General features: G+C 49.0%; 21 protein-coding genes. 3 read left to right on the top strand and 18 right to left on the bottom strand.

Features of this window, described 5'->3' with window-relative positions; translation table 11 throughout:
- Positions 1 to 18 precede the first annotated feature (18 nt).
- The 11 genes from N7386_RS05055 to leuS form a co-directional block, all read right to left on the bottom strand.
- A complete protein-coding gene (locus N7386_RS05055; RefSeq protein WP_011621779.1) occupies positions 19 to 1,194 on the bottom strand; it encodes a serine hydrolase in 1,176 nt (391 codons plus the stop codon).
- Positions 1,195 to 1,338: 144 nt separating this feature from the next.
- Positions 1,339 to 2,181 carry a septal ring lytic transglycosylase RlpA family protein gene (locus N7386_RS05060; protein WP_011621780.1) on the bottom strand — a complete coding sequence of 281 codons (843 nt, stop codon included), beginning with the start codon at positions 2,179 to 2,181 and terminating at the stop codon, positions 1,339 to 1,341.
- Positions 2,165 to 3,229 (bottom strand): lytic murein transglycosylase B, encoded by a 1,065-nt coding sequence (mltB, locus tag N7386_RS05065; RefSeq protein WP_086903352.1) that lies wholly within the window; start codon positions 3,227 to 3,229, stop codon positions 2,165 to 2,167. The genes N7386_RS05060 and mltB overlap by 17 nt, the downstream gene beginning before the upstream one ends.
- A gap of 17 nt (positions 3,230 to 3,246) precedes the next feature.
- A complete protein-coding gene (gene rodA / locus N7386_RS05070; protein WP_011621782.1) occupies positions 3,247 to 4,350 on the bottom strand; it encodes a rod shape-determining protein RodA in 1,104 nt (367 codons plus the stop codon).
- Positions 4,347 to 6,203 carry a penicillin-binding protein 2 gene (gene mrdA, locus N7386_RS05075; RefSeq protein ID WP_086903351.1) on the bottom strand — a complete coding sequence of 619 codons (1,857 nt, stop codon included), beginning with the start codon at positions 6,201 to 6,203 and terminating at the stop codon, positions 4,347 to 4,349. Before mrdA ends, rodA begins: the two co-directional genes overlap by 4 nt.
- Before the next feature lie 60 nt (positions 6,204 to 6,263).
- Complete coding sequence (rlmH, locus tag N7386_RS05080) at positions 6,264 to 6,734, bottom strand: 23S rRNA (pseudouridine(1915)-N(3))-methyltransferase RlmH (RefSeq protein WP_011621784.1); 471 nt, start codon at positions 6,732 to 6,734, stop codon at positions 6,264 to 6,266.
- Positions 6,734 to 7,063, bottom strand: coding sequence for a ribosome silencing factor (gene rsfS, locus N7386_RS05085; RefSeq protein ID WP_037430791.1), 330 nt, complete (start codon positions 7,061 to 7,063; stop codon positions 6,734 to 6,736). Before rsfS ends, rlmH begins: the two co-directional genes overlap by 1 nt.
- A gap of 117 nt (positions 7,064 to 7,180) precedes the next feature.
- A complete protein-coding gene (gene nadD, locus N7386_RS05090; protein WP_011716118.1) occupies positions 7,181 to 7,819 on the bottom strand; it encodes a nicotinate-nucleotide adenylyltransferase in 639 nt (212 codons plus the stop codon).
- Between the two features lie 12 nt (positions 7,820 to 7,831).
- The gene (gene holA / locus N7386_RS05095) at positions 7,832 to 8,863 is read right to left on the bottom strand and encodes a DNA polymerase III subunit delta (RefSeq protein WP_011716119.1); all 1,032 of its coding nucleotides are present in this window, start codon (positions 8,861 to 8,863) and stop codon (positions 7,832 to 7,834) included.
- A 52-nt stretch (positions 8,864 to 8,915) separates the two neighbouring features.
- On the bottom strand, positions 8,916 to 9,410 hold the full coding sequence (gene lptE / locus N7386_RS05100) for an LPS assembly lipoprotein LptE (protein WP_011621788.1): 495 nt from the start codon (positions 9,408 to 9,410) through the stop codon (positions 8,916 to 8,918).
- A 59-nt stretch (positions 9,411 to 9,469) separates the two neighbouring features.
- Entirely contained in the window at positions 9,470 to 12,049 is a 2,580-nt protein-coding gene (leuS, locus tag N7386_RS05105; protein ID WP_011716120.1) for a leucine--tRNA ligase, read from the bottom strand.
- A 121-nt stretch (positions 12,050 to 12,170) separates the two neighbouring features.
- On the opposite strand from leuS, the gene N7386_RS05110 reads away from it, so the two are divergent.
- Positions 12,171 to 12,671, top strand: coding sequence for a zinc ribbon-containing protein (locus N7386_RS05110; RefSeq protein ID WP_011621790.1), 501 nt, complete (start codon positions 12,171 to 12,173; stop codon positions 12,669 to 12,671).
- Between the two features lie 61 nt (positions 12,672 to 12,732).
- Here N7386_RS05110 and N7386_RS05115 read toward each other — a convergent pair whose 3' ends face one another.
- From N7386_RS05115 to N7386_RS05145, 7 genes are all read right to left on the bottom strand, one after another.
- Positions 12,733 to 13,227, bottom strand: coding sequence for a type II secretion system protein (locus tag N7386_RS05115; RefSeq protein ID WP_011621791.1), 495 nt, complete (start codon positions 13,225 to 13,227; stop codon positions 12,733 to 12,735).
- Between the two features lie 15 nt (positions 13,228 to 13,242).
- Positions 13,243 to 14,793 carry an apolipoprotein N-acyltransferase gene (gene lnt / locus N7386_RS05120; RefSeq protein ID WP_011716121.1) on the bottom strand — a complete coding sequence of 517 codons (1,551 nt, stop codon included), beginning with the start codon at positions 14,791 to 14,793 and terminating at the stop codon, positions 13,243 to 13,245.
- Positions 14,794 to 14,835: 42 nt separating this feature from the next.
- Positions 14,836 to 15,711: a CNNM family magnesium/cobalt transport protein CorC gene (gene corC / locus N7386_RS05125; RefSeq protein WP_011716122.1), complete on the bottom strand. Its 876-nt coding sequence runs from the start codon at positions 15,709 to 15,711 to the stop codon at positions 14,836 to 14,838.
- Between the two features lie 39 nt (positions 15,712 to 15,750).
- A complete protein-coding gene (ybeY, locus tag N7386_RS05130; RefSeq protein ID WP_011716123.1) occupies positions 15,751 to 16,212 on the bottom strand; it encodes an rRNA maturation RNase YbeY in 462 nt (153 codons plus the stop codon).
- On the bottom strand, positions 16,202 to 17,266 hold the full coding sequence (locus N7386_RS05135; RefSeq protein WP_011716124.1) for a PhoH family protein: 1,065 nt from the start codon (positions 17,264 to 17,266) through the stop codon (positions 16,202 to 16,204). The genes ybeY and N7386_RS05135 overlap by 11 nt, the downstream gene beginning before the upstream one ends.
- Before the next feature lie 263 nt (positions 17,267 to 17,529).
- Positions 17,530 to 18,954 (bottom strand): tRNA (N6-isopentenyl adenosine(37)-C2)-methylthiotransferase MiaB, encoded by a 1,425-nt coding sequence (gene miaB / locus N7386_RS05140; RefSeq protein WP_011716125.1) that lies wholly within the window; start codon positions 18,952 to 18,954, stop codon positions 17,530 to 17,532.
- A 139-nt stretch (positions 18,955 to 19,093) separates the two neighbouring features.
- On the bottom strand, positions 19,094 to 19,426 hold the full coding sequence (locus N7386_RS05145) for a hypothetical protein (RefSeq protein WP_011716126.1): 333 nt from the start codon (positions 19,424 to 19,426) through the stop codon (positions 19,094 to 19,096).
- 348 nt (positions 19,427 to 19,774) lie between these two features.
- Here N7386_RS05145 and N7386_RS05150 point away from each other — a divergent pair, with 348 nt between their 5' ends.
- Both N7386_RS05150 and pth read left to right on the top strand, forming a co-directional pair.
- Positions 19,775 to 21,001, top strand: coding sequence for an FAD-dependent monooxygenase (locus tag N7386_RS05150; protein ID WP_164717924.1), 1,227 nt, complete (start codon positions 19,775 to 19,777; stop codon positions 20,999 to 21,001).
- Between the two features lie 167 nt (positions 21,002 to 21,168).
- Positions 21,169 to 21,756 (top strand): aminoacyl-tRNA hydrolase, encoded by a 588-nt coding sequence (gene pth / locus N7386_RS05155; RefSeq protein ID WP_011621799.1) that lies wholly within the window; start codon positions 21,169 to 21,171, stop codon positions 21,754 to 21,756.
- The last annotated feature ends 99 nt before the right edge of the window (positions 21,757 to 21,855 follow it).

Below are 21,855 nucleotides of genomic sequence, written 5' to 3' on the forward strand. Positions count from 1 at the left end.
TAGTTTTTGTGATTCCGATTAGCTAAACCAACCAGAAAACAGTTGCTTAAAGTAATCAACTAATTTGCTGAACCAGCTGCCTTCATTGACTTCTTGCAGGGTAACCAGCGGGAATTGCGCAATATCTTTGCCATCTAACTGGAAGTATAAGCGGCCAACGGTTTCACCTTTTTTCAGTGGTGCATCCAGTGGCTTAGTCAGTTCGAAGTTGGCTTTTAAGTCTTTCGCACGGCCACGGCTGATGGTTATTGGGGTATCAGTTGCGACACCTAAATCGACAGTGCTCTTATCGCCGTACCAAATTTGTTGGGTCACGAAGCTGTCGCCCGCCTTGTAAGGGGTTACGGTTTCGAAGAAACGGAAACCATAGGTCAGCAGCTTTTTACTTTCGGCTTTACGGGCGGCTTCACTCTGGGTGCCCATGACCACTGAAATTAAACGCATACCGTCTTTGGTGGCAGATGCAACTAAGTTATAACCCGCGCCAGAGGTGTGGCCGGTTTTGATACCGTCGACATTCATGCTGTTATCCCACAGCAGACCGTTACGGTTATATTGCTTGATACCGTTGAAGGTATAATATTTTTCGCTGTAGACACGGTATTCTTCAGGCACGTCACGGATAAGTGCGGCACCTAATAACGCCATATCGTAGGCGGTTGATTTGTGGTTTTCAGAGTCTAAACCGTGGGAGTTTTCGAAGTAGCTGTCACGCATGCCAAGCTGCTTCGCCCATGAGTTCATCATGTCGACGAAGGCGCCTTCGGTGCCAGCAATGTGTTCGGCCATGGCCACACAGGCATCGTTACCCGATTGGATGATGATGCCGCGGTTTAAGTCGGAAACCTTAACGGTTTTACCCACTTCGATGAACATTTTTGATGAGTCAGAGAAGTTCTTCGACCACGCATTTTTACTGATGGTCACATCATCATCTGGGGATACGTTACCGGCTTTGATTTCTTGACCAATCACATAACTGGTCATCATCTTCGTTAAGCTGGCTGGGTTTAAGCTTTCGTAGGCATTTTCTTCGGCAATGATTTGGCCCGAGTAATAATCCATCAAGACGTAAGCCTTGGCGGCAACTGTAGGTGCATCAGGGGTAACAATCGGCTGCGCAGCATAAACAGGAAGAGAAACACTCGAAATTAGCAGCAATGTTTTAATGGGACTTTTTACAAAATTCATCATTAACTTAGCACGTCTTTTTGGTTGTATTGAAAGAAAAGGCAAAATAGTTTCGCGAGTATACCACCCTTCGACAAAGGTTTTCAGTGAAGGTTCCTTCATCTGGGGTATTTTTAAGCTAAATCTATATCTTATAGTGAGCGGTCACTACTCCAAAACCATATAGCCTTCGGGGTAACCGTCTTGTTTCACTTTATTGAGTAATCGGTCGGCCAGTTCGGTTTGGCCAATTGGACCGAGCTGTAGTCTATACATATTGTTTGCCGGTTGTACACGGGTCTTGACCTGATATTTCTTCTCCAGATCCTTCGCCATTTTGTTCAGCCTATGCTGATCCTTTGAAGCCACCAATTGTATGTAATGATTGCCTGAGGATTGAATACTGGCGATAGCCGATTGTGTCGCGGCCTGAGTGCCAATATAGATCACATCCAGCTTAATTCGCGCGGTACCTGTGCCTAACATACCCAGCTTATAAGCGGCGGCGTAGGATAAGTCCAAAATCCGGTCCGAATGGAAAGGGCCACGATCATTAATCCGAATAATGACCTGCTTATTGTTATCTAAGTTAGTGACGCGAGCATAGCTTGGCAATGGCAATGTCTTGTGTGCACCAGACATGCCATACATGTCGTAGGGCTCGCCATTCGATGTCTCATAGCCGTGGAATTTCTCACCGTACCATGAGGCGCGGCCAGTCTCGGAAAAGCCTTGGCCCGAATCTAATACCGTATAGGACTCACCATAAACCGTGTAAGGTTTATTACCGCGACGGCTGTAAGGCTCGTATTTTGGGGTCGCGTTTGGCACATGATCCACATTGGGTGGATTGATGGGCATCTTATCGTTTTTTAGCGCATAGCGGCCCTTGTTGGGATCCATGTTCTTGTTCTTCTCGCTGGCCGAGCCAGAATTAGAACTCGAGCAGGCCGCGAGCGCAAAACAGCAGCCGAGCATCAAGAGCTGTAAAAGATTATTTCTTAGCGTCATGTTGTTGCTTCAGTTGTTGGCTAAATTGGTAAACGGCCATGGAATACAAAGGGCTACGGTTATAACGGGTGATCACATAAAAGTTATTGAGTCCTAACCAGTAGTCCTTGCTATCCACTTGTTCCAGCTCGATAAGCATGGCCTTTTGCGAGGCATTTAAATCGCGGGCGGTGGCCAGCGATAAACTTGGGGAGAGAATATCAGAAACCTTGTACTGCAACTTCTCGCCGGCCCACACTTTGGCTTTAGGCGCATTGGCACTGCTGTTCACTAAAGGAAGCGCAACGGGCGCGTGCAATTGCCAGCCGTGTTCATGGAAATAATTGGCAACACTGCCAATGGCATCCTCTGGACTCTGGAGTAAATCACGGTTGCCGCTGCCATCAAAATCCACGGCATAGTGGCGGTAGCTTGACGGAATAAACTGACCAAAGCCCATGGCGCCAGCGTAAGAACCCTTGAGGCTATTGATATCTAAGTGTTCTTCTTTTACCAGCTTCATCAGCTCGCCAAATTCCTTGCGAAAGAAAGTGGCTCTTGGCTCGTAATAAAACCCTAAGGTATAGAGCGCGTCGATTACCGGATAATTGCCCGTGTACTGACCATAGAAGGTTTCGATACCAATAATGGCCACAATAATTTGTGGCTCAACTTGGTATTGAGTGGCAGCTTTGGCAATCGTCGCCTCGTGTTTTTTCCAGAAGGCTAGGCCCGCGTTGAGGCGTTTCTCGGTGAGGAAAATCGGATAATACTGGTGCCAAGGCTTAGCTTCCCAAGGGCGAGAAATCGCATCGATAACCGCTTGGTTGTAGTTGGCTTTGGCCAAGAAACTTTCCACTTCGGCTTGAGTAAAGCCTTGTGCCATTTGGGTTTTAATAAACTCCGCCTTTAAGGCCTCGGGCAATACAGGTGTTGGCGCCTGTGTGGTCACGGCCGCGCTTGGTGGCGGTGTCGTTGTTGCTGGCTCGTTCGCTGTTGAGCAGCCAATGAGGTATGAACTGAGGCAAAGCACTGCCAGTGGAGCCAAACAAGCTCGAAGAATAGGCATTAAGAAGTCCCTAAAAATTATCTATCTACAAAACGTCTATGGGTATGAATGCTCATAAGAATGCCAAACCCTGTCATCAATGTCAGCATGGAAGTGCCACCATAACTGACAAGGGGTAAAGGTACACCCACCACAGGCAGGATACCTGAAACCATACCAATATTCACAAAAACATAAACGAAGAAAGTCAATGTGATACTGCCGGCAAGGAGTCTGGCAAAGCTAGTTTGCGCCCGAGAGGCGATGACTAAGCCGCGTCCGATGATGTACAGATACATCAGGAGCAGGATAATACTGCCTATCAGGCCAAACTCTTCACCGATCACCGCAAAGATAAAGTCGGTGTGACGTTCGGGGATAAATTCTAATTGGGATTGAGTGCCATCGAGCCAACCTTTACCCCAGAGGCCACCAGAGCCGATGGCTATTTTCGATTGGATAATATGGTAACCCGCACCTAAGGGATCCTGCTCTGGATCGAGTAGGGTCAATACGCGGGTTCTTTGGTAATCGTGCATCAGGAAGTACCAAAGGATCGGTAAGAAGGCTAATACGGCGGCAATAAAACCGCCCACAATTGCCCAGCTCATGCCCGATAAAAACAGCACGAAAATGCCCGATGCGGCAACCAAAATCGAGGTGCCTAAGTCAGGTTGTTTGGCAATTAAAAGCGTCGGCACTAAGAGGATCACCGCTGCGCCCGCAAGGTAGCGTTTCTTCGGTGGCAGAGGGAACTTACTGATATACCAAGCCATAGTAATGGGGAAGGCGAGTTTAATCAGCTCCGAAGGCTGAAACTCCATAAAGCCTAAGTTCAACCAGCGCTGTGCGCCTTTGTTAATTTCCCCAAAAAAATGTACCCCAAGCAGCAGCACAATCCCCGCAAGGTAAATCGGTAGGGCCCAGCGTTTGAGCGCCTCGGGATTGATCTGCGCCATAGTAAACATAATGCCTAGGGATAAAAACATCCTAAACAGTTGACGCTCCATCATGCCAAGATCTTCACCGCTGGCGGAGTAGATAACAAACAGGCCAAAGCCCATGACGGCAAACAGGCCGAGCAGTAAGGGCAAGTCGATATGCAATCGTTGCCAGATGTTTTGACGTTGATGGGCACTCATGGCGTTGGTTTCCAAGTGTCTCTTAGCATGTATTCATCGAGCATAGCGCGGGCGACTGGGCCTGCGTTTGCGCCACCCCAGCCGGCGTTTTCCATTACCACAGCGAGGACGATTTTAGGATCTTCAAAGGGCGCGTAGGCGACCACGAGGGCGTTATCGCGGAAATGCTCGGCAATTTTATTGGCATCGTACTTAGTGTTTTCGGCCACGCCAATGACCTGCGCCGTACCGGTTTTCATCGCAGCCGTGTAACTGGCGTCGGTGAAGCGAGACTTATGAGCCGTTTGGCGCATCGCTTCATTAATGATTTTCCAGTTGCGCGGATTTTTAAGCTCAATCGGCGGTAACTCGTTAATTGGTGAGTCAATTTTGGCCGTATTATCCTTAATCGACTTTAACAAATGTGGCGGGAAGCGGCGGCCATCGTTGGCGAGAATGGCGGTGGCGCTGGCCAATTGCAATGGCGTGGCGGTCCAGTAACCTTGGCCGATACCGACAGAAATGGTGTCACCAATATACCAAGCTTGGTTGTATTTTAAGCGTTTCCAGTCCTTCGATGGCATATTGCCCGCCGACTCTTCGAAAATATCGACACCGGTATTTTGTCCAAAGCCGAATTGCTCCATAAAGCGGGCGATAGGATCGACACCGATTTTATAAGCCAATTCATAGAAGTAGGTATCGCAGGATTCCACGATGGCGCTGTAGACGTTCACCCAGCCATGGCCCCAACGTTTCCAGTCGCGGTATTTACGCTCAACGCCAGGGATTTGCCAAAAGCCAGGGTCCCAAATACGAGTGTGTTCGGTGACGGCTTTTTCATCTAACCCCAGTAGGGCGATAATGGGTTTGACCGTCGAAGCTGGCGCATACTGACCTTGGGTCGCGCGGTTAATCAGTGGGCGAGATTTATCGTTTAATAAATCACTGTAATCTTTGCTGTTAATCCCTTGAACGAACTGATTCGGGTCGTAACTAGGGCTTGAGACTAGGGCTAAGATGCCGCCGTCCCTCGGGTCGATAGCGACAATTGAGCCACGGTGACCTTGGAGTAATTCCACCGCCTTTTGCTGCAATTGCAAATCTAGGGTTAAGTAAATATCTTGCCCCGGCTCCGGCGGTACGATTTTAAGGGTACGGATAGTTCGGCCGCGGTTGTTCACTTCTTCTTCGAGGTGACCCGGCGTGCCGTGTAGCAGAGATTCATAAAACTTTTCAATGCCTTGCTTACCAATATCCTTGGTGGCGGCATAGTTCTTCCATTGATCGTTACGCTCCAATTGGGCGCGATCGCGGGTGTTGATTTTGCCTACATAGCCCAGCACATGGGTGAGCTGGCTCGCATAGGGGTAGTTACGCTTTAAACCCGCCTCGACGGAAATACCGGGAAAGCGATGCTGGTTCACGCTAAAAATCGCCACTTGTTCTTCAGTCAGCTGATTTTTAAGGGTAAGCGGCTTAAAGCGGCGGTGAAACTTTAAGGCGTCGGTAAAGGTTTCGCGCTCATCTGGGGTGATTTCGATTAACTTGCCTAGCTCGTCCAAGGTCTCGGACATATTGGCAATTTTCTCAGGCACCAGATCGAGGGAGTAAAAGGGTTGGTTTTCGGCGAGGAGTACGCCGTTTCTGTCGTAAATCAGGCCACGGCTTGGAGCGATGGGCACGACACGAATACGGTTGTCATTAGAACGTGTTGCGTAATCTTTATAGGATTCAACCTGAAGGTGATAAAGATTGGTCACCAACACGCTCAGGAGGGCGACTACACAAAAAAAAGTGAACAGCGCACGGCGCTTAAACAGTGACGCCTCGGCGGCGTGGTCGTGCATGGTTATCCGCTTTTTTGGCGACACTTAGGCTATCTCCAGCTGATCCCATCCGGGTGGTTGACACTCGTTAACATCAAGATCCCGCTATTCTCTGTGATAAGGGTGATTGGTGTTCACGCTCCACGCGCGGTATAAGCTTTCGGCAACCACAATCCGCACCAGAGGATGGGGCAGGGTTAATGCCGACAGGCACCAACTCTGATGGGCTGCTTCCTTACAGGCGGGCGCTAAGCCTTCGGGGCCGCCAACCAGTAAACTCACATCACGACCATCGAGTTGCCATTTGTTCATGGCGGTCGCCAGTTCTGGCGTAGTCCAGTTTTTGCCGGGAAGATCTAAGGTGACAATGTGATTGCCCTTAGGGATTGCCGCTAACATTTGCTCGCCTTCCTTTTGCAGGATACGAACGATATCAGCGTTTTTTCCGCGCTTGCCGGCAGGGATTTCGATAAGTTCCAGTGCCATATCTCGGGGGAAGCGGCGTTGGTACTCTTCAAAGCCGCGGGTGACCCAATCGGGCATCCGTGTCCCTACTGCGATAAGTTGCAACTTCATTAGGCTTGCTTTTCTGACCAGAGCTTTTCAAGCTGGTAGAAATCGCGGGTTTGGTCTTGCATAACATGCAGGATCACGTTGCCCATATCCACCAATACCCATTCGCTGCTGTCGCGGCCTTCGATACCGATTGGTGGAATGCCAGCGGCTTTCGCTTCGAGCACGAGGTTTTCGGCGATCGCTTTCACGTGAGTTTTAGATGTACCTGAACAAATCACCATATAGTCGGTGATGTTAGATTGGTTGCTGACATCGATAACCACGACGTCACGGGCTTTTAAATCGTCGATTTTGTCGACAACAAACTGCTTTAATTCGGCGCTCTGCACGCTGATGTACCTCATTCATTTTAAATAGCGCGCTAGTATATCAGTCTTAAGCGGGGGAATACATTCTCTTAGCGATCTTAGCGGCTGAGTTTGTACTCTTAGCGCTTGATTTTCAGCCTAAGAAAAATAAAGCCGTTGTTTTTGAATGTAATTTAGAGTGACGGGTAGGAGGGCGTCCTGTGGAATTTCCCCCATGGCCAGCTGTGAGCGAATTTGAGTGGACGAAATATCCTGTGGGCTGATGTCGACGGTAAAGATGCGCCCATGTTGCGGCTCGCTTGAGTGACTTAAGGCTTCAAGCGTTGCGTGACGTGCGCTGAGTTCATGCTGCATTGGGTGCCCTTCGGCTAAATGCCAGCCCGGGCGCTGACATACCACAATATTGGCTAATTCAAACAGTTGCAGCCATTTATGCCAGCTTTGCAGGTGAATAAACGAATCCATCCCCATAATAAAAAACAGTTCGTCATCGGGATAAAGCCGACTTAACTGCTGAAGGGTGACAACCGTATAGGATGGGCTGTCGCGTTTAGCTTCGATATCACAAAGCTCAAAACCGGTTAATGCCTCACATACCTGCGCGACCATTTCGAGCCGCTGCGCCGTGCTCGAGTGGGTGGTGTTTTTATGCGGCGGAATATGGTTGGGCATCAGCAGGATTTTATCCAGCTTGAGGCTGGCTTTGACTTCCATCGCGGGGCGAATATGGCCGTAATGTATGGGGTCGAAGGTGCCGCCTAAAATACCGATACGCATTCAGTCAGAGCCTTAATCTAAGCTGATATGGGCCAAATGGCCGTGGGCCTTAGGATCGAATAATAAGCACAGGTGGCTAAGCCCTGTCCAATCTTCATGGCCTAATTGCTTAAGGTTTAGCTCCAGCTTAGACGCGAAGGCAAGCATATGTTCGATTTGGGTGAGGCTTAAGCGCTGCAACGCGGTCTGGTACAAGGGTTTGCGTTTATCCCAAATTCGATGTTTACCAAACAAGCTATTTAAGGGCGCGCCTTGGGCTTGTTCACTCTTGAGGCTAAGCAGTAACTGCAGCTCTTTGAATAAGGCCCAGAGTAAAATCGGCATGGCCGTGCCTTCACCGTTGAGCTGGGCCAGCATATGCTGAGCACTGTCTTGACGATTATTCAGCAGTGCATCGGTGAGCTGAAACACAGTAAAGCGGGATTGATCTTCAAAGTAATGGCTTAATTCGTCGGCGCCGATGGGCTGGCTTGGGCTTAACAGTTGCAGCAACTGCATGGCCTGATCGGCGGCGAGTAAATTCCCTTCGTAGAGTGTGTACAGCATAGCGCGCGCATCGGGTTGTAAATTCAGCTTAAAGTGCGCAATTCGTGAGTCGAGCCAACGTCTGAATTGGTCGCTCTCTGGCGTAGTGCAGGGCAAATAAATCCCTAAACTATCCAAGGTTTTGAACCACTTGCTATTGGTTTGCTCGCTGGCGAGTTTGGGGCCTTCGAGGATCAGCAACACATCGGGATTTGGCGTTTGTAGTAACGCTTGTAGCGCCGCCGAACCATCAGCACCGGGTTTTGCGTTGGGCAGTGTTAGCTCAATGATGCGCCGACTAGAAAACAGGCTCATGGATTGCCATTCTTGGGTCAAGTCACCCCAGTTAAAACCCGTTTCTTGAATTAACTGAACGCGCTCTTCAAACCCTTGGCGTTTGGCTGCTTGGCGGATCTGATCCTTGGAGGTTTCGAGCAACCAAGGATCATCACCAAAAATCAGGTAGCAAGCGTGAAGCGGATTGAGATGGCGGGAGAGTTGATCAGGATAAACACGCATTTAAATCACTCTCCACATTTTATTGCAGTTCCACATTAATTTGGACCCTGCATTAATTCACCTCTGTGCTGGCCATGGATTGCAGGATCCGGTCGGCCGCCTGGATACGCATTTCTTTGACTAACAGTTCCATCTCACGGCTTTTCGCCAGTGCGGTGCGAGGGTCGTCTAAGTAATCGCGGCGAATTTCAATCTTGAAAGGCTGCGCCTCTTTGCCCGGCAAGGCCACGGCAAATTCGACGAAATAGATAAGCTCATACTCAGCCACATTGCCCGTAGGGTAAAGTGACAGGGTAGAACGCTCTAAGGAGTCGGTGATGAGCCTTAACACTGGCACATCATTGGCAGCATCGACAATCTTGACGTTGTTCAAACGTAACCGCTCACGCACCAAACGGGTGAGTTCGCTGTATTCGTCCGAGCTGCTCAAACTGAGTTGATTGAGCTGCTCGGGGATTTGGTAGCTACGTTGAAGCTTAAAACCGCAACCTGCGCTGGTCATAATGACCAGCGCCATGATTGCGAAAGCTAAGCGTTTAATTAGCATAAGTTTTCGCGGTTTCCTGTTTGTCTTGTGGACAGCATCCGTTTATCACAGCAACGATGTTAGTTGGCAACGATGCTGAGCAGTTTACCGGGTACATAGATAACTTTACGAACCGTAACACCATCTAAGTACTTGATGACTTGCTCGTCCGCCATACCCAGCGCTTCCACTGACGCTTGGTCAGCATCGGCAGCGACAGTGATCTTAGCGCGCACTTTACCGTTCACTTGTACCACGATGAGTTTGCTGTCTTCTACCAGAGCAGATTCATCGACAACAGGCCATTGGCTGTCTTCGATGCTGTTGGTGTTGCCCAGTTCGTTCCACAGGGTAAAGCTCACGTGTGGGATGATTGGGTACAGTAAACGCACTACCGCAGTTAAAGCTTCACCGATAATGGCTCGGTCTTGACCTGTGGTTTGTGGCGCTTTTTGCAGGTGGTTCATCAGTTCCATCACGGCGGCAACCGCAGTGTTGAACATCTGGCGACGGCCGATATCATCGGTCACCTTAGCGATGGTCTTGTGTACTTCACGGCGCAGCGCTTTTTGCTCGCTAGTTAATTTGCTAACGTCTAAGGCTTCGCTGTTGTCCTGAGCCACATAATCGCTGGCCAGTTTCCACAGACGTTTGATAAAGCGGTGTGCGCCTTCAACGCCAGACTCTTGCCATTCCAGCGTTAATTCTGGTGGTGATGCGAACATCATAAACAGACGAACTGTGTCGGCACCGTATTTCTCTACCATCACCTGTGGGTCGATACCGTTGTTTTTCGACTTAGACATCTTGCACATACCGGTGTAAACCAGTTCGTTACCGTCTTTATCGATGGCTTTGGTGACTCGGCCTTTATCGTCTTTTTCTGTGGTCACTACATCCAGCGGAGACACCCATACACGGGCACCTTTGTCGTTGGTGTAGTAGAAGGCATCGGCTAAAACCATGCCCTGAGTCAGCAGTTGTTTCGCTGGCTCGTTAGAGTTCACTAGACCCGCATCACGCAGCAACTTGTGGAAGAAGCGGAAGTATAACAAGTGCATACAAGCGTGTTCGATACCACCAATATACTGATCTACTGGTAACCAGTAGTTAGCCTTAGTCGGATCTAACATTTGGTCTGCTTGTGGGCTGCAGTAACGGGCGTAATACCAAGAAGATTCCATAAAGGTATCGAAGGTATCGGTTTCGCGCAGCGCATCTTGGCCGTTAACTTGGGTTTTCGCCCATTCTTTGTCGGCCTTGATTGGGCTTTGAATACCATCCATCACCACATCTTCTGGCAGAATAACTGGCAGTTGATCTTCAGGCGTTGGAATAACAGTGCCGTCGGCTAAGGTCACCATAGGAATAGGTGCGCCCCAGTAACGTTGACGTGATACACCCCAGTCGCGCAGACGGTAGTTGACTTGGCGTTTGCCTTTACCTTCAGCCACTAACTTGTCGGCGATGGCATTGAAGGCGCCGTCAAAGTCTAAACCGTCGAACTCACCAGAGTTAAACAGTACGCCTTTTTCGGTGTAAGCCGCTTCGCTGATGTCTAACTCGCCATCAACAGGCTTGATAACTGCTTCGATGGGCAGATTGTACTTTTTAGCAAATTCGTAATCGCGTTGGTCGTGGCCAGGGACTGACATTACGGCGCCGGTGCCGTAGTTCATCAGTACAAAGTTCGCCGCCCAAATAGGCACTTGTTTGCCAGTGATGGGGTGAATCGCGTAAAGGCCTGTTGCTACACCGCGTTTTTCCATGGTGGCCAAATCGGCTTCTGAAGTGGTGCTGTTTTTGCACTCTTCAATAAATTGAGCCAGCTCTGGGTTAGTTTGAGCCGCTAATTCTGCTAATGGATGACCCGCAGCAATAGCCACATAGGTTACGCCCATCAGGGTATCTGGACGGGTTGTGTAGATATCGAATGACTTGTCGCTACCTGCCACACCGAAGGTCATTTCCACGCCTTCACTGCGACCAATCCAGTTGCGCTGCATGGTCTTAACTTGCTCAGGCCAGCCGTCTAAGGTGTCGATATCGTTTAACAGTTCTTCGGCGTAGGCGGTGATCTTAATGAACCACTGTGGAATTTCTTTTTGTTCTACAGGGGTATCACAACGCCAGCAGCAACCGTCTTGTACCTGCTCGTTGGCCAGTACGGTTTCATCGTTAGGGCACCAGTTAACAGAAGCTGTCTTCTTGTAAACTAAGCCTTTTTCGTACAGTTTAGTGAAGAACCATTGTTCCCAGCGGTAGTATTCTGGGGTACAAGTGGCGATTTCACGGCTCCAGTCATAGCCAAAACCTAACAGTTTTAGCTGATTCTTCATGTACTCAATATTTTGATAAGTCCATGGTGCTGGGGCTGTTTTGTTGTTGATTGCGGCGTTTTCTGCAGGCAAACCGAAAGAGTCCCAACCGATAGGTTGTAGCACGTTTTTGCCTTGAAGACGCTGGAAGCGGGCAACCACATCGCCTATGGTATAGTTGCGAACGTGTCCCATGTGGAGTCGACCTGAAGGATAGGGGAACATCGAAAGGCAATAAAACTTTTCTTTGTTCGCATCTTCAGTAACTTCAAAGGTTTTGTTGTCGTGCCAGTGCTTTTGCACTAAGGCTTCAATTTCTGAGGGATTATATTGCTCTTGCATCACGCTATTTCCGGCAGTGCCGCCTATTTATTTGATCTAACGCCATATCGACGCGAATAAGATCTGCATAGAATAAACTAGAAGCGATGCATTAAAAAGGTTCTATGAAGGAGTATTGGTTATGAATGATAGAAGTAGTGCGCTACTAGGACTGTATCAAGCCTTAATTAACGAAGTGAAAGCGCAATTTGCGGAAGATAACTCGCTGACTGCAAAGAATTTATTTAAGTCTGTCACTCAAGGGAAGGAGTTTTTACGCCTCAAAGAACAAGCGGGGGAAGATGAGCTCGCCTTAGTGGAGCAATTCTTAAAGCGTGATATCGCCAGCTTTTTGCGTGAGCAAAATGCCGACAGCTTAAGCCACAGCCCGACGGTGATCACCCTTGAAAACACCCTTTGGCATTGGTTAAGTGAAATCACTGACCGCAGCCAAGTGGAGTGGCACGAGCTGACTCAAGACTTCAAGCACCACGGCTATTACCAGAGTGGCGATATTGTGAGTCAAGGGGTGATGGTGTGCACTAACTGCGGCCATGAAATGAGTATCGAGTTCCCGGGAGTGATCCCAGATTGCCCCGAGTGTGACCATGAGGAGTTTACCCGTGAGGCGTTAACGCCTTAAGGGGATTGCTTCAACGTGCATAAATAAAAAACGACGCTTTGCGTCGTTTTTTTGTGAGTCATCAACAGCCTTGAACATTGATATCGTAAAGCGGCGGAGTGCTCGAATCGGCAGCTTGGGTGTAGCGGAAATAACACTGATCGTCGTCGACAATGGAATTGTCATTTAAGTCGTAACCAATATAAGTAATATCAATGCCTTGATATTGAATGACGAGTTTATCGTCTTTCGTTATCCATTTTTCGATATCGGTATTGTCCAGATATCCCCACTTGAGGCGAGTGTCGACCGTGCCATTACCATCGAGGTCGATGTCGATAATATCGTCACGGCCCACAACGGCTTGGCTTTGCAAACTGGGCATTTGGGTCTTGGAATAGGCCAAGGTATTGGCGGTTTTTACGCTGGCTTGAAGTTGCAGCAGACTTTTCTCCCGCGCCTCTTTGCTCATACCGATAAATTTCGGCGCCGCAATAACCGCTAAAATCCCGAGCACTATGATAACGACGACGAGTTCGATTAAGGTAAAACCTTGAATGCGTTTCTGATTAATCAATTTCTGACTCTATTGTTATTTTTTACGACGAATAAACCCGACGAACAGCAGCGCACCACACAGCAATAGCAGCGGTGTTTGGCCGATTTTGGCAAACCAAGTTTGGCCTGTGACCAGTGGAATCGTCGCGCTTAGCACGCCCGTTTCGAATTGCGGCAGTGCAGCTGTGATATTGCCTTTCTCATCAACAACCGCGGTCACACCGTTGTTGGTGGCGCGCACCAGAGGACGGCCCAATTCGATGGCGCGCATTTGGGCGATTTCCATGTGCTGCAACGGCCCATTTGAGGTGCCAAACCACGCATCGTTCGATACGGTTAACAGCAGATCGGTGCCGAGGTTAACACTGTCACGCAGCTGCTCTGGGAAGGCGATTTCATAACAAATTGCCGGGGCAATTTTATGGCCTACGGCGCTCAAGTTCGGCTGTTGATAATCGCCCCGAGCGAAGGAGGACATTGGCAGATTGAAGAAAGGCGCAATTGGGCGCAGTAAGGTTTCAAAGGGCACAAACTCGCCGATAGGCAGTAGATGGTGTTTTTTAAACTGGTTGCTGCCATCGCTCTCATAATCCGGCGTATCTTGTTGCTTCTGATTATGGTTACCTAGCACGATCAAAGAGTTATAAAACTCGTTCTGTTGACGGCTAATAATCCCCGTGATGATGGAAGTGTGGTTAAGGTTGGCAACCTTGTTAGCATTATCCAAAAAGTCTTGCACCATAGATTCTGGCGCCGGGATCGCGGCTTCTGGCCAGACGATAATGTCAGCGTCGAAGTGCTCACGGGATAAATCCATGTATTTCAATAGGGTTGGCCAGAGTGCCTCGGGTTCCCATTTCATACTTTGGGGAATGTTTCCCTGCACCAGAGCAACTTTAACTGATTCGCCTGTCGGCTGGATTTGCGTTAGCTTTGGGGCAACCCAAGCCGCAGCTGCGATGATGGGCAGTAAAATCAACAGGCTTTTGTAGCGCTTGCTAAAACACAGGGCTAAGGCGCCTGCGAGCATCGCAATTAAGAAACTGAGTCCTAGGGCACCAATAATACTCGCGAGTTCCTTTAATGGACCTTGGGTTTGAGAGTAGCCGGCCCAGATCCAGGGAAATCCTGTCATCACCCAGCCTCTAGCCCATTCGGCTAAGACCCAAAGCGAGGGGAAGAGTAATAGATTGCGCCATAGCGACGGAGTATTAGTGCGGGTCAACCACGCTAAACCGAGACCCGTTAAGGCCGGATAAAGGGCTAAATAGAGGGCTAACAGCGCCATTAGCCCCACTGAGGCGGCCAAGGGGAGGCCACCGAAGGTGTCCATACTGACATGCACCCAACTGATCCCAACGGCGAAACAGCCAAAACCAAAGCTTAACCAATGGAAGAAGCTGGCTTTAGGAGTCAAGGAGCCACTCAGCCACAGGGCTAAGGCCATGGCGACGGGATAGATAATCCACAAGGAATAAGGGGCAAAGGAAAGCGCCGTACTGGCGCCTAAAATAAACGCCAGCACGAGCCGTAACACGCTCAGTCGGGACTTTTGTTGGGCAAAAGCCCGAATGTTAGTTAGCACGGATAATTCTTCTTACACTGAGCGTTATTCTTACGTAGAGGGTTATTCTACGTCTTCACCGACATTGGGATCGGGGAGTTTAACTCTGAGTTGGATTAAGCGTCTGGTATCGGCATTGATGACTTTAAATTCAATTCCTTCGATCATAATGCTCTCATTACGCTCTGGTAGATGACCAAAGGCATGGGACACTAAACCACCGACGGTATCAAACTCTTCATCGCTGAAGTGAGTATTGAATTCTTCGTTAAAATCCTCGATAGGCGTCAACGCTTTTACCATGTAGACAGTGTTGCCGACCTTGCGGATCTCAGTGTCTTCAGGGCTATCGTGGTCGAATTCGTCTTCAATCTCACCGACGATTTCTTCGAGAATATCTTCAATGGTCACTAGACCCGATACTCCGCCGTATTCGTCGACGACAATCGCCATATGGTAACGCTGGGAGCGGAATTCTTTGAGTAATACGTCGACGCGTTTGCTCTCTGGCACAACGACGGCGGGGCGGATCACGCGCTCAAGGGAGAAGGGTTCTTCACTGTTTGAGAAACCATAGGGGATCAAATCTTTAGCCAGTAAAATGCCTTCGATATGGTCCTTATCTTCGTTAACCACAGGGAAGCGAGAATGGCCTGAACCGATAACAGTTGCGAGCAATTCTTCGACAGTATTGTCGATTTGAATCGCGACAATTTGAGCTCGTGGGATCATAATATCCCGAACACGCATATCAGAAACTTCTAATACACCTTTGATCATTTCGCGGGTGTCTTCGGTGATTAACTCGCGCTGCTCTGCGCCATCAATCACATCGACTAAGTCTTCGCGATTTTGAGGTTCGCCCTGAAATAACTGACTTACTCTGTCAAACCAGCCTTTCTTTTGGGCGCTCGTACTCGGGGGGATATCGTCACTCATAGTTTTCTCATTAACCTTGATGCTGTGCACCGTGGTTAATTATTGTTCCTTATATGGGTCAGTAAAACCTAAGCTTTCAATGAGTTGAGTCTCTAACGACTCCATCTCTTCGGCTTCTTCGTCTTCAATGTGATCATAACCTAGCAGATGCAGGCAACCATGTACAACCATGTGTGCCCAATGGGCTTCTAGGGTTTTATCTTGTTCACGCGCTTCATTTTCAACGACTGCGGCACAAATGACAAGATCTCCAAGCAGTGGAAGTTCAATTTCTGGCGGTGCTTCAAAGGGAAACGACAACACATTGGTCGGTTTGTCTTTGCCTCTGTAGGTGCTGTTTAGCATTTGGCTTTCACGGGCATCGACGATGCGAATGGTCAGCTCCGCCTGTTCCATGCTGTTACCAATGGCAGTTTTTACCCAAAGAGCAAACTGATCTTCACTGGGCAGATAGTCACTCGCCGTGGCGTATTGCACATCTAAGGCTAAATCAAGACTCATGCTTTAAGACTTCCTGTTGCGTTTGTGGATGCGCTTGTTGATAGTCGCGGCGCTCTTTTTCAGCCTTTAATGCCTGCTCCTTACGATCGTAAGCATCATAGGCTTCAACAATCCGAGCAACCACGGGGTGGCGCACTACGTCTTGAGACACGAAGAAGTTAAAGCTGATTTCCTCGACTTGGCTCAGGACTTCAATAGCGTGGCGCAGACCCGACTTAACATGTTTGGGTAAGTCTGTCTGGGTGATGTCCCCCGTGATCACCGCGCGTGAGTTAAAGCCAATACGGGTTAGGAACATCTTCATCTGTTCGACGGTGGTGTTTTGGCTCTCATCGAGAATAATAAAGGCATCGTTTAGGGTGCGACCACGCATATAGGCGAGCGGCGCCACTTCGATGACGTTTTTCTCGATTAAGCGTTCCACCTTTTCAAAGCCGAGCATTTCGAACAAGGCATCATAAAGTGGGCGCAGGTAAGGGTCGACTTTCTGGCTTAAATCGCCGGGTAAGAAGCCGAGTTTTTCCCCTGCTTCAACCGCAGGGCGGGTGAGCAGAATACGGCGCACTTCTTGACGCTCTAATGCATCTACTGCGGCGGCCACTGCTAAGTAGGTTTTACCCGTTCCCGCTGGGCCAATACCAAAGGTAATATCATGGCGCACAATGTTGGCCACATAGGTGCTTTGGTTGGGGTTACGCGGTTTAATCACACCACGGCGGGTTTTGATAAATAAAGATTTATCGTCACCGCTGTCGTCCTGTTCGAGGGCTATGGCTTCTTGAATTGCCAAATGCACCTGCTCAGGGTCGAGATCCGGCGTGCTGCCCTTGACCGTTTGGGTCTCGATATAGAGCTGCTTAAGTAAGTTATTGGCACTTAAACAGTTACGCGGCAGTCCGGTAATTTGAAAATGGTTGTTCTTACGGACTATCTCAACGCCAACGCGACGCTCAATCTGTTTGATATTGTCATCGAAGGGACCGCACAGCGAGGCCAAACGGCGGGTTTCTGCGGGTTCGAGATACAGATTCATTGTGGTTAATTTACTGGACAAATAGTACTCCTATTGTCAAATACCAAGCAAAGTGCTGAGTGAAAAGCCAAGTGCGATGCCTGTTTGCTATCGCAGTCTCTAATCAGAAGATAATCTCAGTTTACGAGCCATAGCGGATAATTGCTAACGGAAAATCGTTAAGCCCAAGGGTTTTGAATGACTGCTCTATAAAAGGCAAAAGTACACAAAACAAAAAGGGCGACACTGAGGTTAGCTAAACCATGTCGCCCTGATATAGGTGCTGCTTGCTCGATTTTAAACCCTTAAGGTTTAAATTGTGTCACACCGAGATCGTCATCCTGTTTGTGTTTGGCCAGAATATCCGATGGGCGCAGGTTGCGGCGCAGATCCATTTCATCTTCACCACGGATAAATTTACCGCGCAGTGAGTTAGTGTAAACGTCAACAATTTCGACATCCACAAAGCTACCGATGTGCTTTGGCTGACCTTCGAAGTTGACGACACGGTTGTTTTCGGTACGGCCGCGCAGCTCCATAGGGTTTTTCACCGATGGGCCTTCAACCAGAATACGTTGTACTGTGCCCATCATATGGCGGCTGTAACGCATGGCTTGTTGAGTGATACGGTCCTGCAGAATCGCCAGACGTTGTTTTTTCTCTTCCATATCAACGTCATCGGGTAAATCTGCCGCAGGTGTACCAGGGCGCGCACTGTAGATAAAGCTAAAGCTGTGGTCAAACGCCACATCTTCAATCAGCTTCATGGTATCGGCGAAGTCTTCTTTGGTTTCGCCAGGGAAGCCAATGATAAAGTCAGAGCTGATTTGGATATCAGGACGGGCTTTGCGCAGACGGCGGATGATTGACTTGTACTCTATCGCCATATGGCCACGCTTCATTGCCGTCAGAATGCGGTCAGAACCCGATTGCACTGGTAAGTGCAGGAAGCTGACTAATTCAGGAGTATCTTCGTAAACGTCGATAATGTCCTGCGTAAATTCAATCGGGTGACTGGTGGTGAAGCGAATACGGTCGATACCATCGATAGCGGCAACATAGCGTAATAGCTCGGCAAAGGTACAAATGCCGCCGTCGTGGGTTGCACCACGGTAGGCGTTAACGTTTTGACCGAGCAGGTTGACTTCGCGCACACCTTGTTCTGCCAGTTGGGCAATCTCGAGGATGATATCGTCCGATGGACGGCTGACTTCTTCACCACGGGTATAAGGCACCACGCAGAATGAACAGTACTTGCTGCAACCTTCCATGATAGACACAAACGCCGTTGGGCCTTCGGCGCGCGGTTCTGGTAGACGGTCAAATTTCTCGATTTCAGGGAAGCTAACGTCGATCACGGCCTTTTCGCCACGGCGTACTTGGTCGATCATATCTGGCAGACGGTGTAGTGTCTGTGGTCCAAAGATGATGTCGACGCACTGAGCACGGTCTTTGATCGCTTTACCTTCCTGCGATGCAACACAACCACCCACACCAATGATCAGATCGGGATTTTTATCTTTAAGGGTTTTCCAACGACCTAACTGATGGAACACCTTTTCCTGCGCTTTTTCGCGGATAGAACAAGTGTTCAGCAGTAGAATGTCCGCTTCTTCTGCTTCTTCAGTCAAGGTGTAACCTTGGTATTCGCCTAAAAGATCCGCCATCTTGGATGAGTCATACTCATTCATTTGACAGCCCCAAGTTTTAATATGGAGTTTTTTGCTCATCAGTTGTGTTGCCCTACGCTGCCCAGTAAATATGTGCCCAAGCTGCCTTTGCCCTGTTACAGACAAATCCGGCCGCCCAGTAAAAATAGCGCGACATTTTACCCGCAGTTATGGCTGCTGACCAGCTTTGTCCACATTTTTACTCGCTAATCCCTTGAGATTGTGATACCCACAAAGAAGCTAGGTTTATCTCAGCTGATGGGTTTTGTGCGAGTGATGGTTGGCTAAATTGGGCAGCATTTGCCATTTCTAACAAGCTATTACGGGCTTGAATGCTAATGTCCTCACGGATTTCGAGTCGAAATACGCTCAACATTTCCGTGGTATGTAGATATAGGGCATAATCGAGCGGGTCGCGGTAATTGACTGTGATGGTTTCCATCACGGGTGTTGCTGCCAATGCATGACTAAATGGGATCGCGCTGCAAATCAGTAGACTACTGGCTATCTGCAAGTGGATGAGTGTTTTCATGACATCCTCACTAACTCTATTAAGTGGATTCACTGGTAACTCGTCCCGAACGGCTAGGGCTCGCTAAGTGAGAAGCTAATCGGCTTGTCCCGCAGACCGCCTGAGATCCCCGCGGGGTTGCCTTAGAGTGTAGTGGCTTTGCCAAGGCTGAAAACTTGCCTTTGTAAGCAACTGTGAGCAAATGCGCCCCTAGCAACATTTGCTCACCTTTGAGCTGAAATTGACATGCTTTTGATACAATGTCCGCGATCAGAGTGATGCGCTTTAAGCTTGTGCCTCAAGTTCGAGTTTCGATAAGAGTATAGTGCGTCAGATAAATGGAAAGAATTCTAAAGAGTGGTAACTAAGATGAGCCAAGCGATAAGCCAAACACAGCAACCAAGCCAGACAACCACAGATGCTCAGCGATTTGATGTGATCCTTGTCGGTGGCGGTATGGTGGGCGCGGCAACGGCTATCGGACTGGCGAAGCAAGGCTTACAGGTGGCGGTGATTGAATCATTTGCCCCCGAGGCTTATTCCCCCGAGCAGGCATTAGATGTGCGCGTGTCGGCGATAAGCGTGGCCTCTGAACAGTTACTCGAGCAGTTAGGCGCGCTCGAGAGCCTGCTTAACATGCGTAATGTGCCTTATCTGGGCTTAGAAACCTGGGAGCTTGATGGCTGCATTACTCAATTCCATAGCTCACAAATCGGCGCGAGCCATTTAGGGCATATTGTTGAAAACCGTTTGGTGCAACTTGCCCTGTGGGAGCAAATGCAGCAATGGGATGCGATTAAATTGTTTTGCCCAGAACGAGTGGCGACTTTTTCGCGTCTCACAGACGGGGTAAGCGTGCACTTACAATCCGGTATTCAGCTTGAGGCAAAGCTGCTTATCGGGGCCGATGGCGCCAACTCGCAGGTGCGCCAATGGGCAGGGATTGGCATTTCGGGGTGGGACTATGCCCAATCGGCGATGCTGATTAATATTCAAACCGCCCAAGGTCAGCAAGATGTCACTTGGCAACAATTTACCCCTAACGGTCCGCGCTCGTTATTACCTCTCCCCGGCAATCATGCGTCGTTAGTCTGGTATGACGATGCCAATCGCATTAAACAATTAATGCAGCTGAATCATAAGCAGCTTGCCGACCAAATCCGCCAGCATTTCCCCGCTCGCTTAGACAGTGACTTTACAGTAGAAGCCAAAGGCAGTTTTGCTCTGACGCGCCGCCACGCGAATGCCTATTTTAAGCCGAATGTGGTGATTTTAGGGGATGCGGCGCACACCATTAACCCGTTGGCGGGTCAAGGGGTTAACCTCGGCTTTAAAGATGTCGAGGCCTTACTAACGGTAATCAAGAATGCATTAACCGAGGATAAACCTTGGTGGTCCACCGAGGTATTAAATGCCTATCAAGCCAAACGTTATCGCGATAATCAACTGATGATGACGACCATGGATGTGTTTTACGCAGGTTTTAGTAATGACATTTTGCCACTTAAATTACTGCGTAACGGCGCGTTAAAACTGGCCAATATTAACTCACCCATCAAGCGAACCGTGCTGAAGTATGCGATGGGCCTCAATTAGGCCACATCATTAGTGCTGACTCACTCGGCATTTGTTGACTTACGCATTGAGTGCTAAAATGCCGCGTTTTTAACGAGTATAAGCGGCATTATTAACTCAAGATGGTCGTCCATGTGCGCTTTGCCATCGACCAATTAACACAGTATTGAGTGCCATTAGTGAGTGTCATGAGCGAAATTAAATTAATCGTAGGTCTTGCCAATCCGGGCGCCGAATATGCGCAGACTCGCCATAATGCGGGTGCTTGGTATGTGGAAGAATTGGCCCGCATCTGTGGCGTCAGCTTAGTGCCGGATAGCAAGTATTTTGGCCTCACCGCCAGAGCCGTGTTGCATGGCAAAGATGTGCGTTTGCTGATCCCAACGACTTATATGAACTTAAGCGGCAAAGCTGTGGGGGCCTTAGCGAATTTCTTCCGTATTACCCCTGAAGAAATTCTGGTGGCCCACGATGAGTTGGATATGCCGCCCGGTGTGGCTAAATTTAAACTCGGTGGCGGTCATGGTGGCCATAACGGTTTAAAAGACATTATTGCTAAACTGGCCAATGATAAAAACTTCTACCGTTTACGGATTGGGATTGGCCATCCCGGCGATAAGAATAAAGTAAGTGGTTACGTACTGGGTAAGGCGCCTGCTAAAGAACAAGAGCTGATCAACGCCGCCGTAGATGAAGCCGTACGTTCCACTGAAGTGCTATTTAAAGAGGACATGGTGAAAGCCATGACTCGCTTACACTCCTTTAAAGCGGAGTAAGCCCTGTGCTCGCGTCCTGCATAAAGGACGGCGAACACCAGAACAATCGAATTAATCAATGTACTGCCTAAGGGCAGGGTGACTATAAACTTGCTGGTG

This window comes from Shewanella sp. GD04112, from assembly GCF_029835735.1.
In the GTDB taxonomy this organism is placed as follows: domain Bacteria; phylum Pseudomonadota; class Gammaproteobacteria; order Enterobacterales; family Shewanellaceae; genus Shewanella.